A 15,826-nucleotide genomic window follows, 5' to 3' on the forward strand; every position below is an offset into this window, starting at 1 on the left:
TTCTCCAACTTATTATGCGTTTTGCATCCTGTACTATCAAGTTTAAGGCACAAAAAATAATGCTCTTACTCAAACTTTTTTTGACCTTTTGCATTCTGATAATAGGATTAGTTACGCATTGGCTTAGAAAACACTCCAATCTTTTAAATTTGAATTTAGGATACCTTACAAAGAAAACTTTGTCAACAATCATACAATAAACAAATTAATCAAAACGAACAACTCTATACCAATTATTCTGATTTGTCTTATAATTATCTGTATCAAACCCAGATGAAGCAAATCCTAGAAAACTAAAAGTGATTCCTAGTATAATAAAAGCTAAACTCAACTTAACTACAAACTTTTTCCCGATTTTCATCTGTTTACACCTCTTTTAAATAATAATTGATTTTTTAGATGATTCGTCATATTCTGACTAAACGTGATAAATTTTCTGCTGGTACTCATCGTAAACAATGTAGCAAGCAACCCTATTCCAAATAAAAGCAGTCCCAATCCAAATTGTGTTATTCCAATGTGTAATCCGTCCATAAGAGCTAATGGACTCAACACTGTACTGACTATCCCTCCAACTACTCCTGCAAAACCTATTGCACCAGTTGTAAAAGGGACGCACCAGATCACTATATAGATACTCAGTATAACTAGAACTAAAGCTAAGGCTAAACTTCCCCATAATGGAAATCCTAAGATCAGCAGAGCGATTATATAAGGACTGAATTTTTTAGATATTGGTAAATTGATTTCTAAAGGTGTTCCTTTAATAGATTCTTTGATCTTTTCTGGACTGTCCACCCTGCTTACAGCTTCTTCGCTTAAACCATCTTCCATGAGGTCTAATATCATTTCATCATAATAGTCAACTAATTCTTTAACCTCATTCGGTTTCATAATATAAGAAAGCTGATTACTTAGTTCTTTAATAAATTCTATTCTACTTCTACTCATCTTCTACACTCCTTTTAATATAGTTATGTATCGCTTCAACTTTTTCCCAAGATTCTAAAAAATCCCGAATACTCTCTAACCCATTTTGCTGTATCTGATAATATTTTCTAAGTCGGCCATTATGCTCTTTAGAATACGTTATGACTTTACCTTGGGTCTCTAGCCTTTTCAAGATAGGATACAAAGTTGATTCAGTAATCGGCAAATGAGATGATACGGTTTTGACAATTTCATACCCATAAGAGTCTCCATAATTAAGGTTTGCTAAAATATAATATTCAATCAATCCTTTTTTTAACTGTGTATCCAAAGCTTTACACCTCCTTATACGTAATACTATATATTACATAGTATTAAAAAGCAATTATTTTTTCCTTTATATTTATTCATACTATTTTTTTATTATTTATATGATACAATTTATGGACAAAGCCAGATTAGGAGGGATTACGATTTCTAAAGTAAAGCGTCTGTTATTACAATCGCTAGGGTTTATTATTGGACTAGCATTTGGTCTATGGAGACCACAACAAGTACAATTTATGTTACCGGTACTTGGAATCAGCGTAGGAATCGGTTATTTTCTGCTTTCTAAAGTCACCACAGATAAAGAAAAGAACTTGAGTGAAATTAGATGGTTTATACCCATTCAGATGATAATGTATTTTATAATCGGCGGTGCAATTGGTTCTTCTATTTATCTATATATGGAAATATATTAAAAAAGCTATCTGACTGGGCTAATTACCCTTTGTCAGATAGCTTTTTATCCTGTATTTGATTACTGAACCATTGCTAAAGCCCCCATTGGGTCCCATGGTTCTAGTTCTGTAACTGGTTCTTTAAGTGCTTTTAACCATTTCTCATCTACATATTTTCTGCTGACAGTGATTTGATAGTTGTATTCTTCAAACCACTTGTCACTCATTGAGTAGATTCCTTTATCTCCTGAAGTATCTCCCCAACTGTTTTCGACTTTCCAATTAATTGGTTTACCATCTTCATCTAAATCAACTCCCACAAAAACCATAGCGTGAGTTAATAAACTTTCACCATAATCCAATCTTTGTGCTTTAGTTAATTCGATAGTGTCACCTAACGTTGCTTCATAGTCATAAGCATGATGATCCATAATCCCAGCTTTACGATCTAGCATTTTACCAACATCACATCCAAACCAGACCGGTTCTCCATCTTTAATAGCAGTAACGGCAGCATCTTTCAAAACATCAATCGGTACATTGATATAAGTAACTGGTTTTGCTTCTTTTACAGTTCCCAAATATTTTACAGTATAAGCTTTACCATAAGGTTTATCTTCAGTAGGCGCATTTATAAGACTAACTCTATCTTCTAAATCCCACGCTACATATTCTTTGAAAAAATCTTGCGGAGTAATATCTTTAATCCGGTGGAACTTATCTTCTTTGTCTTTATATTCATAAGTGAAAGTTGTAGGAACCTCTCCTAAAGTTTTGACTAAAAGATTGTAAACAAAGTATAAATACTCATCCTTCTGCACAAGTAAATCTTCTTTTGTTTTGCCTGCTTTATATGCGTCACGCAGTTTAGCAGCAAAGTCTCTTAATTTTCCAGTTAGTAAGCTATTCAAATCCCGCGTGTTAGATGAATGATAGGTTTCTGGCATCACTGATTTAGGTACAGCACCATATTTTTCTAATAACCCAGAGAACATATCCCATTGTCCTCCGTCTTGAATAGGATCAAATAGTAAGTGCTGGACTAATCGAGAGTTTAACGGCTCTTCAACCGTATCGATAATATTTTCTAAAAAATAGTTAGATTTTTCAAGTTTATCCCAGAAGAGTGTATAATTTTGTGAAAACTCAAACGTCTTTATGTCAAGTTTTTTCATTGTATCTACTCTTGCTGTATTTAATGCAGCAAACATCCAACAGCGACCACTGGATTTCTGATTAGTGATGTCCCCTCTATTCGTTTCATCTGAAAAAACAAATGAATGACGTCTAAACATATTATTGTCAATTGAGGCATCTGCTATACCTACTTTAGCAATCGCTTGCTTAACCGCATGATTGGCTGAATTTGAATTGAATTTCTTTTGGTACGATGTTAAAAGACTTTCGTTGATCGTCATCTGAACTTCCCCTTCTTTAATGAATTAGTACTATCATACCGAAGAGCTTTAAAAATGACAAGGTGTCACATAAAAAAACTGACTTATTCATTGTAGAATAAGTCAGTTTTCTATAATTATTGGGGAGGAAAAACGACTCCTCCGATCAATCTATTGTCTGATTCTATATTTCCCATTTCGCTATGGATGATAATTGAAGTACCACTCTCAGTAGCGAGTGTTCCTTCTTCTTCAGGTAGGATGGATACATTTTCCAATTCTAAGGTCTGATTAATCACACCATTTTCAGAAACTTCTAAACTTGGTGTATCTATGCCTGAAATTGCTTCTCCCGCATCCTCAAAACTAGGCGGAGTGGCTGAACCATTCTTATGGAGTTGTACACTTAATTCTCCAGAATTCACATTTTCAAGACTTAAGGTTAATGATACACTCTCTTCTCCCTCATCTAATATGGCTGTTCCTACGATTTCAGAATCACTATTATATAAATCTATATTTAGTGTAGCCATTTGAGCGTCTGTTTCAGCACTCTCTTCTCCCTCTTCCTGATTTGCTCCTGGTGCAATTTCAGGAGCATCTGTATCTGCACAGGCTGAAAGAGAAACACTAGCTATCAATAGCAACACCCAATTAATCCATTGTTTCATTATATTAGCTCCTTAATTTGATTAATTACTTCTATATTGTACCAACAACAAATCAATATCACGATAATTATGTATTTTTAACTTATTGTCTCACTCTTTTCATGATAAAATGAACAACAACAAACAATAAGGATGATGATTAAAAATGAATTATGGTAGTTACCGATTTACACGTGCAGAAATCGACCTAGATCATATCGAATATAATTACAAAAAAATGAAAGAGTTTCTTTCTCCTAAAACAAAATTTATGTCCGTAGTCAAAGCCGATGCTTATGGTCATGGAGCAGTTGAGGTTAGCAAAAAATTAGAAAGCTTAGGTACTGATTATCTGGCAGTTGCTGTTTTAGATGAAGCATTGGAACTTAGAGATGCCGGAATCGAAACACCGATTCTGATGTTTAGTCCCATTGAAGAAGAAACAATTACTACAGCTATTATAAATGATATTGCCATCACTGTATTTACAAAAGAAATTGCTCACCTTATCCGTTTGAAAGCTGAAGAATTACAGAAAACAGCACTAATTCATTTAAAAGTAGATTCAGGAATGTCTCGTATCGGTGTTCGTTCATCTGAAGAAGCTCTAGCAGTGATGCAAGAATTAGATTCTCTTTATGTTAAAAATGCCGGTATCTTTACACACTTTGCAGATGCTGAAAATTTAAATGATCCTTCTTTCACTAAAGAACAATTTCATAAATTTGTGGATATTGCCGATTATCTAGAGACACAGAATATCTTCTTTGAGTTAAAGCATTGTTGTAATACCGCAGCAACTCTGGCATTTCCTGAATTTCATCTGGATATGATCCGTACAGGTATATCTCTATATGGCTATCACCCAGATAAGAAAATGGAAAGTTTTATTAGCCTGAGACCTGCTATGAAGTTAACAACTCACGCAGCTTTTATTAAAACCATACATCCAGGAGACACGGTTGGATATGGTCGAACATTTACCGCTGAAAAAGAAATGCAAATTGCCACTATCCTTTTAGGCTATGCTGATGGTATTCCCAGACAGTTATCCAATAGATGGTATTTAACTGTAAACAAAGCAAAAGCTCCAATTGTCGGTAGAATTTGTATGGATCAAATCATGCTGGATGTCAGCGAAGTTGATTCTATCTCGCAAGATGATGAGATTGTGTTTTTTGGCGATCCAAGCAGTCACTATCCTTCATTATATACAATGGCTGAGCTGACGAACGGATTTCATTATGAACTGTTATGTGGAATTGGAAAAAGAATTCCTCGTGTTTATAAAGAACAAGGCAATGTAGTTGTCCGAAATAATACATTACTGGATTAATTAATCGTTTTGAAATTTAAATATTGAATATCTTTCCGATTTATTAATAAGAGATTATCAAATTATAATTAGTAGTTGACTATTTTTCTATCGTTATTATATGTAAAAATACCCTCTAAGAATATTTCCTAACTAAACAAGGTAAATAAAAAGTCAAAGTGCTTGAACAGGCACTTTGACTTTTTCATATCTCATATTAAAATTAATTTAAAATTTGTACTTCTATTGAGCGACGTCCAAATTGTAGTGCTTGTTGAAGATCTGTCATGTGAATATCAATGCGGTTCCCATTAATTGCACTACCAGTATCTCCAGCAACAAATTCTCCATATCCTGGAATATAAACTGTAGAACCTAATGGTATAACACTTGGATCAACAGCAATCACATTTGGATTTTCTCTTAAATCAATACCTGAATAAGTGATATTTCCAAGATTAGATTGATTTCTTGAATATGCAGTTGCTTCTACAGTAATCGTTCTACCAGCAACTGGTGCAGTTGCTTCAGATTCAGATGAAGAAGTGTTTACTTCTTTTTCTTGAGTAGCTTCTGTAGTTGCTTCACTTTCTTCTTCAACTACTTCTTCTTTAACTGACTCTTCTACTTCATCCGGTGTTTCAGTTTCTACTACTTCTTCTTCAGAGACATCATAACTAACAACTTCATCGTTGTTCTCAACAGAAATAATTGAAGAATCTCCACTTAAATAAATTGTTGTTCCAACATGGATCATGCTTCGATTATCAATATCATTAACCTTAGCTAATTTATCTACTGATAAATCGGTAGCTTCTGAAATACCCCAAAGTGTATCTCCCCATTGGAAAGTATAACTTACTGAGTCTTCGTTGCTTTGTTCTGCTTTTTGTTCCTCAATTTCGGATGTGATTTCCGCCACTGTTCTTGGTTCCCAATTTGCTGCAGACATTTCTTCTGCATTTGCTTCACTTGTTGCTCCAAAAGTAATCATTGTTGCGAATGCAATTGTTGCTCCTGCTTTGATTAAATATTTCTGCACTGTAGACATAAGTTGTCGTGCTCCTTTTCATTTAGTCGATATCGTATGATTGATATTCTGTCGCATATGTTTGAATGTATAATAGATTGATTAACAAAAATTCTAATCTATCTGCGACCAGATGTTATCTTACCACGTTATCTACAAAATGGAAGGGTGATATGCCCGTTGTTACGCCTTTTTAGTATTACTGTATTATTCTACTTACTTTTTTACAGTTGTGTTGCAGAACATTACTAATAAGATTCTTTAGTAAAAACCAGGAAGCTATATTCGATTTATACATCATATTATGCATTTAAACACCATTTAATGTATTTTAATGCTTTAACTACTGGTTTAATTGTCATAGTATTTACATTTCAACCTTTATTTTGAATTGATTAATTCGCTTTCACGTTTTTTCTCTGTAATATTAAATTATGATCCTATCACTTGTACTTTATTTAATTTTTATTGAATCAATTGCTTCTGGTCATTATAAAATTGTCTATAAGCCAGAAAACTGGCAATCACACTAGAAATACTAGTAACTGCGATAAGCATAAACATTACTACAATCTGATACCTAATTGCTTCTGTAGGCTCTACTCCCGCAAAAATTAGACCTGACATCATCCCCGGTAAACTAACCAATCCTACGGTTTTTGTACTATCAATTGAAGGGGTCATACCTGTTTTAACACTTTCTCTTATAATACTCATTGAAGCTTGCTTTTCATTTGCTCCTAATGCTAATTTTTCTAATACTTGTTGTCTCTGATCTTGGAATTTCTGATTAAGGGCACGATAAGTCAATCCCATTGCTACCATAGCATTACTAGCTATCATTCCCGTTATAGGTACGATCTGTGAAGGGACCCACTCAATAGCTCCAGTAAAAACTAACAACCCTAAAGTAATTGCTGTACCTGTACCTAAAGAAAATATAGAGATTTTAAACGAATCAGGTATGCCTTCACTTCTTTTATGAGCGTTATAAGCAGCATTGAATACAATAAATAATACCATTGCTAGCGTTACCAGCACATTGTCTAGCTGGAAAACATAACTTAAAACATATCCTATAATAAAAAGCTGTATTACTGCTCTCAATCCTGCTATAAAAATTTCATTTCCAAGCCCTAATTTCTGCTTGTAGTCTATAAAGATTGCAATCATTAAAAGTCCTGTTGAGAATATTAATGATAGATTATTGATTTCAAGATTATTTCCCATCATTTTCCTCCAAGCGGCCGTCTACAATATGCAACAGTCTAGTTGAGTCTGAAAGTTCGGTTTCATCATGTGTAATTTTTACAACTGTAATTTGATTTGATTTGTTTAAATCTGAAATTACTGAATGAATAATTGCTTTGTTATTCGCATCTAAAGAACTCGTAACTTCGTCTAACAGTAACACTTCTGGTTGAAACAATAGATTTCGAACCAGTGCCACTCGTTGCTTTTCTCCACCAGATAATTCTGCAACGGGTTTATTATAATAGGCTTCTGGTATCTTCACTTTTTCTAAATATGATTTGATATAAGATTCATCAGCTTCCTTATCTCTTATAAAATAAGGAAAGGTCAAATTATCTTTTACGGTTTGATCGAATAAAGAAGCATTCTGAAAAAAATAAGAAACTTCTTTACGATACACTTCCGGATCGATCTGTTTTAATTCTTTTCCTTTATAAATAATTTCTCCCTCAGTGGGACTGAATAAGCTTCCGATAAGTTTGAGCAACGTACTTTTCCCGCTACCAGAGGGGCCCGTAATTGTCAGAACTTCTCCTTTTTGTATATCCAAAGTAATATCTTCTAAAATTGTTTTTTGGGCAATCTTAAAACTAATCTGTTTTAAAGATATAATTGGTGTATCCATTTTTATCACTCCATATCATGATCTTTGCTCTAGTAAGTTACTGTAAGCCTTGTTCTTCGGCTTCTGTTATTCTTTCAGCCTGTTCTTCTTGTGGTAAATAGGTAAATCCTTCTCCAGTAACTTCCTGTACATCTGAAATAGTCACAAAGGCATTGGGATCAATGGCTTCAACAATTCTTTTAATTGGCAACACTTCGCGTCGACTGATAATAATATACAAAATTTGTTTTTTATTTCCAGTATAATGACCACTGCCATCTAGTATAGTTATTCCACGACCGATCTGCAATTCAATCTGTCTTGCGATTTCATCATATTTTTCTGAAATGATAAAGAAAGATTTTCTTGGATTTAATCCCTCAAGCACAAAATCGATCATTTTAGTCTGAATAAATAAATTGACTAATGTCAGAAAAACATTCTCTGTTCCTATAATAAATACGCTAGGCACCACAATAAAAATATCAATTAATAATAATGAAGCAGGAATATTTATTCCAAGATATTTTTGCATTATTTTTGCTAAGATGTCACTTCCAGCAGTGGTTCCATGACCTAGCATAATTAAACCAATCCCCGCACCCATAAAAACACCTGAACCAATCGGCGCAAGCAGAGTTGTTTCAGGAATAAATTCCCATTTTGTTACAACTAAAAGTAAGACTGAAATAATTCCATTAGCAACTAGAGTATAATTCAACGTTTTTTTATCTAAAAACTTATACCCAATTGCAATAATTACGATATTACAGATAAAAATGGTATAAGACGGCTCTATATTCGTAAGGTAAAATAGAATCAGAGAGAATCCAGTTAATCCTCCCTCTGCTAAATCATTAGGTACAGTAAAAACATTCACACTAATGGCATACAAAAAAGAACCAAGAATGATCAAGATCATGTTTTTAACTGTTTCTTTATTTGCAATTGATTTCATTATTGATCTCCTTTCTGAATACTTCTTTACCTCCTACTACTGTAGAAAGAACTTGCACTTCTTTAAGCTCACTTGGTTCACAGGTAAAGATATTTCGATCTAACAGAACAAAATCCGCTAAGTATCCAGACTTGATTCTTCCTTTGACATTTTCTTCAAAGCTTGCATAGGCACTTTCATAAGTATAAGCATCTACTGCAGAATAAATATCCATTGACTCTTCCGGTAAAAATCCATTTGCTGACTTTTCATCTAATCTCTTTCGTGTGATCGCACAATATAAATTAGCCCAGGGATCAAACGTTACTATAGGAGCATCTGTACTAAGCGATTGATGTACTCCTGCTTTTCTTAATGTTTCAAAGGCATAAGAATTCTGAGCGCGTATTTCTCCTACTCTATCGTATATGATAGGAATGTCATCGTTTAAGAAAATAGGCTGTACATAAGTCAAATACCCTTTATCAATCACACGCTCAAGTAAGTCTTTATCTGTTATTTGAATATGATTAATACCTAAACGCAAATCATTCGGCTTACCTGCTAAAGCATAATCAAAAGCATCCAGAATTCTCTCAACACCTTTATCTCCAATACCATGTATAATGACTTGGAAATCATTCTCTACTGCAACCTGAACTTCATGGTTCAATTGCTCTTGAGTTTTAGTTTCAACACCATAGTTTCCCGGATCATCTGAGTAAGCTTTTCTAAGGGCTGCTGTCCTTGCTCCCAATGTACCATCCGAAAATAACTTAACTGGCCCGATTTTATTATAGAGACTACCTTGTCCAAGTTTATACCCTTTATCAAAGAACGGCTGCATATAGGCATCGTCGTTGAACCAGATTTGATGGTAAAATCGCAGACTCAATTTCTTTTCTGCCTCTAACTCTTTATATAAAGACAGAGTTTCCTCAATTTTATTATCCTTTGCGTCATTTACGTGCATGGAGGTAAGGCCAAAACTATTTGCCAACTTCATTGCTTGTTTCAATAACTGTTTCTTTTTCTCTCTGCTGGGTTCTGGAAGAAATGGTCGTACTAAATCAATAGCTCCTTCCGTTAAGACTCCTGTAGGTTCCCCATTTTCATCTTTTTTAACTTCTCCACCATTTTTCGGAAAAGAAAACTTGGTAATATTCAGTTGTTCAATAGCTTTTGAATTCAAACTCATGATATGACGGTCGACTCGCACCATTGCGACGGGGATTGTAGTAGAAATTTTATCCAAGTCTGTTCGATCGGGAATTTTCTGAATATCTGTAAAGTAATTCTGATTCCAACCTTCCGTATATAAAAAGTCTTCTTCGGTATACTGTTTTTCTTTGATATAATTTTTAGAACGCTCAATTAATTCCTGCATAGAGGTTACATCAGTTAATTTTAACATTTCTAAATATTCTGCTGCCATAAGAAAGTGAAGATGAGAGTCATTCAAACCAGGAATAACTGTAGCACCTTTTAAATCAATTACTTCTGCTTTATCTTTATACTTGTTATACAGTTCACGTCCTCCAACAGCTCTTATGTACTCATTGTCTACTAACATTGTTGTAGCAAACTGTTCTCTTTCAATGTAGATTGTTCCATTTACATATAATTTCAACCAACTTCGCCTCCTAAATTCACTTACTATTGTATCACGAGAATGAGCTGTGAATACAGTTTTTAAAATTAACTATACTCAATCTATTTCCCAAAAATCCAGTCACATTTAATTGAGATTAATATCACAAGAAATAAAGCGCCTTTCTTGACTGAAAATAAAAAAATTTCTACCTGATTGATAAATCAGGCAGAAATTAGTTTTAAAAAATTTATTTCAATTTACAGCCAACTACCTGTAAATTGATGTATTCCATAAGTGTTATCTGTTGCATCAATCTCTCTAGTCCAATAATCTTTTGGAGAGAAATACTCAAGAGGGAATATATGGCAGTTTTCAACTACTTGTTTAGTATTGTCGGGTTTCAATCCGCGCTCTGTCATAATTTCTGTGATTCTAATGACATTAGTCTTGCGGTCATGAGACCCATCTTCTTGTATAAATGTACGTCCATCATAATCGTTATATAATTCTTCAATAAAAGGATGGTGCGGTTCAGCTCCAATTATTCCAGTTGAAATCTCTGTTTCAATTTCAAAGCTGAAGAATGCTGGCAAATCTCTAAAATCATCGATTGGTTTTATCAATTCCATATCTGTATCTACATAAACGCCCCCATATTCTTTCAAAGCGTATAATCTAGCTACATCTGATACAAAAGCCCACTGCTTTTCATCGTAAGCCTGTTTTGTATAAATCCCATGATCTTCCGGCTTGAAATTTGATTCGTCCCACACCATAATTTCCCAGTCTGGACAATATTTTTTCCAGCTTGCCAAACATTTTTTTTCTAGTTCTCCTAGTTCATTTCCACCAAACCAAGCATAATGTATAATTTTAGGTATCATATTTTTCTCTCCTTAGTTAATTAGATAATTATCATGAAATTTTCTTGAAAACTTTAATCTAATTGTAACAAACAGATCCCTGTAAAATCGAATAAAAGGCTTGAAGAAATGAAGTTTTATTTCATATTGATTATATTTGTGTTATTAAATAAGCATCAATCTGGTTTAAGCATCTTCTGCAAAACGTTCATGACTGATCTCCATATGATCAGACATTGGCTGTATTTTTCTTTTGTATACGTATCGCATAGCAACAGCAGAAAAGACAACAGCGACTGCCTCGGATATGACGATTGCCCACCATACTGCATGGACGTTACCAGTGAGTGATAACAAATAAGCTGCTGGAATCAACACGACCAATTGTCTGATGACGTTTACCCATAAACTGAGCATGCCGTTCCCTAAAGCTTGAAATACCGTTCCCATAATTATACTGAAACCTGCCAGTATAAAACTAATACTAATTGTTCTAAGTGCAGATACTCCAATCGCTGTCATTTCTTCTGAAGCATTAAATAAACCTAATAGCTGAGTGGGAAAGAGTTGAAAGAATATTGTTCCTGTTAACATCAAACTGATTGCATAGATGAGGCAAATTTTAATTGCCTGAATCATCCGTTTTTTATTTCTTGCTCCATAGTTAAATGAAACAATAGGGATCATTCCATTGTTCAAACCAAAAACCGGCATAAAAGCAAATCCTTGTAGACGAATATAAACTCCATATACAGCTGTAGCAGTTGAAGTGAATTGTAGTAGAATATTATTTAATAAGAATGTGACTAAGGATGTAATCGAAGTCATGATCATAGATGGTATCCCTACAGAATAGATTCGTTTGATAACTGTCCAGTTCGGCCGGAACCCTTTGTATTTCATATCTACATCATCATTAAATTTAGCATTGAAGGTAAACGCCATAATTGCTGAAACAATTTGTGCAAACACTGTGGCGATCGCAGCTCCATAAACACCCATAGCAGGGAATCCAAATAATCCAAAAATCAAAATAGGATCCAATGCTATATTTAAAATCGCCCCTGTTCCCTGAGTAATCATCGTGTATAATGTTCTACCTGTCGCCTGAAGCGTACGTTCGTAGACAAACTGCATGAATTTCCCAATAGAAAAAGTTGTTATAATCATTGTGTATTCTATTCCATACTGAATAATAACTGGATTATCTGTTTGAGCTTGAAAGAAAGGACGAATCAATAATAATCCTAATATCAGAAAAACTGCATAATGAACAAATCCTAAAAAGACACCATTATTGGCAGTTTTACTTGCTAAATCTCTTCTATCTTCACCTAATCTTTTTGAAAGTTCTGCATTCATCCCTACTCCTGAGCCAACTTGTATCGCAAGCATCAGCATTTGGACTGGATAAGCAAGAGATAATGCAGCCAGTGCCTCTTCACTGATTTGTGCAACGAACATACTGTCTACTACGTTATATAGAGACTGAATCAGCATTGAAATCATCATAGGTAGTGATAAATTCAATACAAGTCGGTTCATCGGCATTGTTCCTAATTTATTTGATTTCATTTTTTTCATAGACTACACACCTATTCTACTTATCGAAAATTTATTTTAACCTTACCTAATATTTTAGTTAACTTTACTATTATACCCAAATCATAAAGCGAATAAAAGAAGTACCTTTTTCTCATTAAATTATTTCCGATATTAGCTATAATATTTATTATCTTAATAAAGAAGTACAAATCAAACTCTAGTATTTTCCCGTTTTTCTGATACAATATTCTAGAGAAAAGAGAAAGGAGCTGGAATAATATATGAAAGTTATTAGAAAATTAATTACTTTACTTCTGGCCATACTTTTCGGTTTCTGGTTAGCAACAACTGGAATTCTACACGGTACTATCGTTGGCGATTGGTTAGAAACCATTGTCAATATTGTTCCTTCTCCAAATGAATGGCCAAACTTCAGTACAGTAACTGATAAATCACTGGATATCAGTGATTCTAGTGACCAGTTAAGTACAATTGAAAAATCTGATCAGTCAGCTTCTTCCTACCAATCAGAATCATCTGAGGTAGATTATCAAATAGTTGAAGAACGTATTTTTATTTTATTAAATGACTTAAGAGAAGAACAGGGGTTAAACAGTCTTAAAAAAAATAATATACTGAAAAAAGCTGCAGACCTTAGAGCTCAGGAAACAGAAGTTTCTTTCTCACATACTCGTCCTAACGGCAAGAATCCATTTACTATATTTGAAGAAAATGGATTAGCTTATCCTTACCGAGTAGTCGGAGAGAATTTAGGAATGGCAACGTATTATTTAGACGAAAAAGAAATGGCCGAGCTGCTGTTTAACGGGTGGGTCGAAAGTGAAGGTCATTACGAAAACATGATTCGTCCGGATTATGAAGAAATTGGTATCGGCGTTCACTATGATGGCGAGTTCTTATACGCTACCCAAATGTTTGGAACTCCTATGTAAAAGGAAAAATAATTATAGAAACTATAGAACAGCGAGTGCTCTTATATTATGTGAGCACTCGCTGTTTCTGTTATTCCTTTTTTATGCTTCTTATATAGCAGAAAATATGCAGGACTGAAATTACACTGAGTAACGATTATACAGTTCAGGTCGACGGTCCTCAAATACATTGATCTGTTCTTTAATGGTTTTACGTTTCTCTAAATCTAAGGTCGCATTTAAAATCGTTTCATTATCGTTGGAACTAGCCAGTACTTCGCCAGCAGGATCTACTATAAGTGAATGTCCACAAAAAGTGAGCTTGTCTGTTGTTCCTACACTATTTACTCCCACCACAAATAACTGATTTTCAATTGCTCTTGCTTTTAATAAAGTCTCCCAGTGAGATACTCGAGGATTTGGCCATGCTGCCGGGATAAATAATATCTCAATCTCCGATAATGCTAATAGTCTTATCCATTCTACAAATCTCAAATCGTAACAAGTTGCTATCCCTACCTTTACTCCATCTAACTCAAAAATCCCTAACTGATTACCTGCAGTAAATTTATTATGTTCTTCAGAGGGAGAAAATAAATGTACTTTATGATAAGTGTGGATTAGGTTCCCTTCCCGATCAAACTGATAGCTTGTATTATAGTACTTTTCCTCATAAACTGTTGCCACAGTTCCACCAACTATATTCACCCGATACTTTTCACTCAAATGACTGAGAAATGCTTTAGTCCGTTTCCCATCTTTGTCAGCATTGGTCTGAATATTATCTGGAAAGAAAGACACATTCCACATTTCGGGTAAAACGATTGTATCTGGATGATATTTTTCCATTGTCTTTTCAATTTCATTTTTTATTTTTTTTTCATTTTGAAGCGGATCATCAAAAGCTAAATCTAATTGAATTGCACTAATTTTCATCTTGTTCTCCTCTACTCAGATTTTATTTATCACTAGTTAAAAACTTCTTTCTAAGATACCCTGCTACAATATAAAATCATATTTTTAATTGTAGATTTAGCTTATCATTATTTTTATATTTAGCAAATATGATAAAGTTATGATATGAAAATATAACCGGTACCAGAACATTTTAATTGGTAACTATTGAATTTATATCGAAATTAGTGTATAAATAGTATATAGTAGTAAACGATTTCATTGCAGTCTTTTAAGCCGTCTCTGATGATTATTCGAATTATTTGTTATTTGAACAAAAAATGTAACCGCGTTCAATTATTAAAAATCAGAAAACCGACGGACTTAAAAAGAAGGCTTCAGCTGTCGTATACGTATTAAATTTGTTTCAAAAGGGGAAATTACTATGTCAACGAAAACTATTATGTTAGTGTGTGCTGCTGGAATGAGTACCAGCATGCTTGTTTCAAAAATGCAAAAAGCTGCTGAAGCAGACGGAATAGAAACAGACATCTTCGCAGTTTCAGCAAATGAAGCAGACAGCTATTTAGAATCTAAACCTGTAGATGTATTAATGTTAGGTCCTCAAGTGAAATTCTTAAAAAAACAAATGGAAACAAAAGTTGAAGGAAAAGGTATTCCTGTAGAAGTAATCGATATGAGAGATTACGGTATGATGAATGGAAAAAGCGTGTTAGACAAAGCTTTGGAATTAAGTAAATAAATTATAAAAATCTTCTCGCTGAGAAATATACTTAAGAAGGGAATTTAGTATGTCAGATAGAACAGAAGAACAAGAAGAAATGCTGCAAACTATCATGGGATTGATCATGCATGGTGGCGACGCTAAAGGTAATGCAATGGAGGCAATACAAGCAGCAAAAGAAAGTGATTTTGAAGCTGCTGAAGCAAGTTTGAAACTAGCTGATGAAGCCTTAACACGTGCACATCATTCACAGACGGGTTTATTGACAAGAGAAGCTTCCGGAGATAGTGTAGAACTATCACTATTAATGGTTCACGGTCAAGATCATTTGATGAATGCTATTACATTTAAAGATTTAGCCGTTGAAATCGTAGAATTATATAAAACACGTTAATGTAATTATAAATCAAGACT

Annotated in this window: 18 protein-coding genes; 5 read left to right on the forward strand and 13 right to left on the reverse strand. The window is 33.9% G+C overall.

Annotated features, from left to right (window positions below; translation table 11 throughout):
- Nucleotides 1–205 precede the first annotated feature (205 nt).
- Genes BM212_RS12565 through BM212_RS02980 form a run of 3 tightly spaced genes read right to left on the reverse strand, consistent with a single transcriptional unit; the run spans nt 206 to nt 1,261 of the window.
- On the reverse strand, nt 206–361 hold the full coding sequence (locus tag BM212_RS12565; protein WP_177206286.1) for a hypothetical protein: 156 nt from the start codon (nt 359–361) through the stop codon (nt 206–208).
- The gene (locus BM212_RS02975; protein ID WP_091896200.1) at nt 358–951 is read right to left on the reverse strand and encodes a DUF1700 domain-containing protein; all 594 of its coding nucleotides are present in this window, start codon (nt 949–951) and stop codon (nt 358–360) included. The genes BM212_RS12565 and BM212_RS02975 overlap by 4 nt, the downstream gene beginning before the upstream one ends.
- Complete coding sequence (locus BM212_RS02980; RefSeq protein ID WP_091896203.1) at nt 944–1,261, reverse strand: PadR family transcriptional regulator; 318 nt, start codon at nt 1,259–1,261, stop codon at nt 944–946. The genes BM212_RS02975 and BM212_RS02980 overlap by 8 nt, the downstream gene beginning before the upstream one ends.
- A 112-nt stretch (nt 1,262–1,373) precedes the next feature.
- Here BM212_RS02980 and BM212_RS02985 point away from each other — a divergent pair, with 112 nt between their 5' ends.
- Entirely contained in the window at nt 1,374–1,673 is a 300-nt protein-coding gene (locus BM212_RS02985) for a hypothetical protein (RefSeq protein WP_072694104.1), read from the forward strand.
- Between the two features lie 59 nt (nt 1,674–1,732).
- Here BM212_RS02985 and BM212_RS02990 read toward each other — a convergent pair whose 3' ends face one another.
- Entirely contained in the window at nt 1,733–3,070 is a 1,338-nt protein-coding gene (locus BM212_RS02990) for a C1 family peptidase (protein ID WP_091896205.1), read from the reverse strand.
- Between the two features lie 116 nt (nt 3,071–3,186).
- Nucleotides 3,187–3,720 (reverse strand): hypothetical protein, encoded by a 534-nt coding sequence (locus tag BM212_RS02995; protein ID WP_091896207.1) that lies wholly within the window; start codon nt 3,718–3,720, stop codon nt 3,187–3,189.
- Nucleotides 3,721–3,865: 145 nt separating this feature from the next.
- Between BM212_RS02995 and alr the strand changes: the two genes are divergently transcribed.
- Nucleotides 3,866–5,035 (forward strand): alanine racemase, encoded by a 1,170-nt coding sequence (gene alr / locus BM212_RS03000; protein WP_091896209.1) that lies wholly within the window; start codon nt 3,866–3,868, stop codon nt 5,033–5,035.
- Between the two features lie 202 nt (nt 5,036–5,237).
- Here alr and BM212_RS03005 read toward each other — a convergent pair whose 3' ends face one another.
- The 7 genes from BM212_RS03005 to BM212_RS03035 form a co-directional block, all read right to left on the reverse strand.
- The gene (locus BM212_RS03005) at nt 5,238–6,065 is read right to left on the reverse strand and encodes a 3D domain-containing protein (protein WP_072694100.1); all 828 of its coding nucleotides are present in this window, start codon (nt 6,063–6,065) and stop codon (nt 5,238–5,240) included.
- A 444-nt stretch (nt 6,066–6,509) separates the two neighbouring features.
- On the reverse strand, nt 6,510–7,274 hold the full coding sequence (locus tag BM212_RS03010) for an ABC transporter permease (RefSeq protein WP_072694099.1): 765 nt from the start codon (nt 7,272–7,274) through the stop codon (nt 6,510–6,512).
- Nucleotides 7,264–7,923, reverse strand: coding sequence for an ABC transporter ATP-binding protein (locus tag BM212_RS03015; protein WP_072694098.1), 660 nt, complete (start codon nt 7,921–7,923; stop codon nt 7,264–7,266). The genes BM212_RS03010 and BM212_RS03015 overlap by 11 nt, the downstream gene beginning before the upstream one ends.
- 37 nt (nt 7,924–7,960) lie before the next feature.
- Entirely contained in the window at nt 7,961–8,860 is a 900-nt protein-coding gene (locus tag BM212_RS03020) for a YitT family protein (RefSeq protein WP_072694097.1), read from the reverse strand.
- Entirely contained in the window at nt 8,841–10,469 is a 1,629-nt protein-coding gene (locus BM212_RS03025) for an amidohydrolase (protein ID WP_072694096.1), read from the reverse strand. The genes BM212_RS03020 and BM212_RS03025 overlap by 20 nt, the downstream gene beginning before the upstream one ends.
- Nucleotides 10,470–10,690: 221 nt before the next feature.
- Nucleotides 10,691–11,317, reverse strand: coding sequence for a glycosyltransferase family 32 protein (locus tag BM212_RS03030; RefSeq protein WP_072694095.1), 627 nt, complete (start codon nt 11,315–11,317; stop codon nt 10,691–10,693).
- Nucleotides 11,318–11,482: 165 nt separating this feature from the next.
- Nucleotides 11,483–12,880 (reverse strand): MATE family efflux transporter, encoded by a 1,398-nt coding sequence (locus BM212_RS03035; protein ID WP_072694094.1) that lies wholly within the window; start codon nt 12,878–12,880, stop codon nt 11,483–11,485.
- A gap of 242 nt (nt 12,881–13,122) precedes the next feature.
- On the opposite strand from BM212_RS03035, the gene BM212_RS03040 reads away from it, so the two are divergent.
- Nucleotides 13,123–13,794 carry a CAP domain-containing protein gene (locus BM212_RS03040; protein ID WP_091896211.1) on the forward strand — a complete coding sequence of 224 codons (672 nt, stop codon included), beginning with the start codon at nt 13,123–13,125 and terminating at the stop codon, nt 13,792–13,794.
- A 120-nt stretch (nt 13,795–13,914) separates the two neighbouring features.
- Here BM212_RS03040 and BM212_RS03045 read toward each other — a convergent pair whose 3' ends face one another.
- A complete protein-coding gene (locus tag BM212_RS03045; RefSeq protein ID WP_072694092.1) occupies nt 13,915–14,709 on the reverse strand; it encodes a carbon-nitrogen family hydrolase in 795 nt (264 codons plus the stop codon).
- A gap of 403 nt (nt 14,710–15,112) precedes the next feature.
- Between BM212_RS03045 and BM212_RS03050 the strand changes: the two genes are divergently transcribed.
- Both BM212_RS03050 and BM212_RS03055 read left to right on the forward strand, forming a co-directional pair.
- The gene (locus BM212_RS03050) at nt 15,113–15,430 is read left to right on the forward strand and encodes a PTS sugar transporter subunit IIB (protein ID WP_072694091.1); all 318 of its coding nucleotides are present in this window, start codon (nt 15,113–15,115) and stop codon (nt 15,428–15,430) included.
- Nucleotides 15,431–15,479: 49 nt separating this feature from the next.
- Entirely contained in the window at nt 15,480–15,806 is a 327-nt protein-coding gene (locus BM212_RS03055; protein WP_072694090.1) for a PTS sugar transporter subunit IIA, read from the forward strand.
- Nucleotides 15,807–15,826 lie beyond the last annotated feature (20 nt).

This window comes from Marinilactibacillus piezotolerans, assembly GCF_900114235.1.
Taxonomy (GTDB): domain Bacteria; phylum Bacillota; class Bacilli; order Lactobacillales; family Carnobacteriaceae_A; genus Marinilactibacillus; species Marinilactibacillus piezotolerans.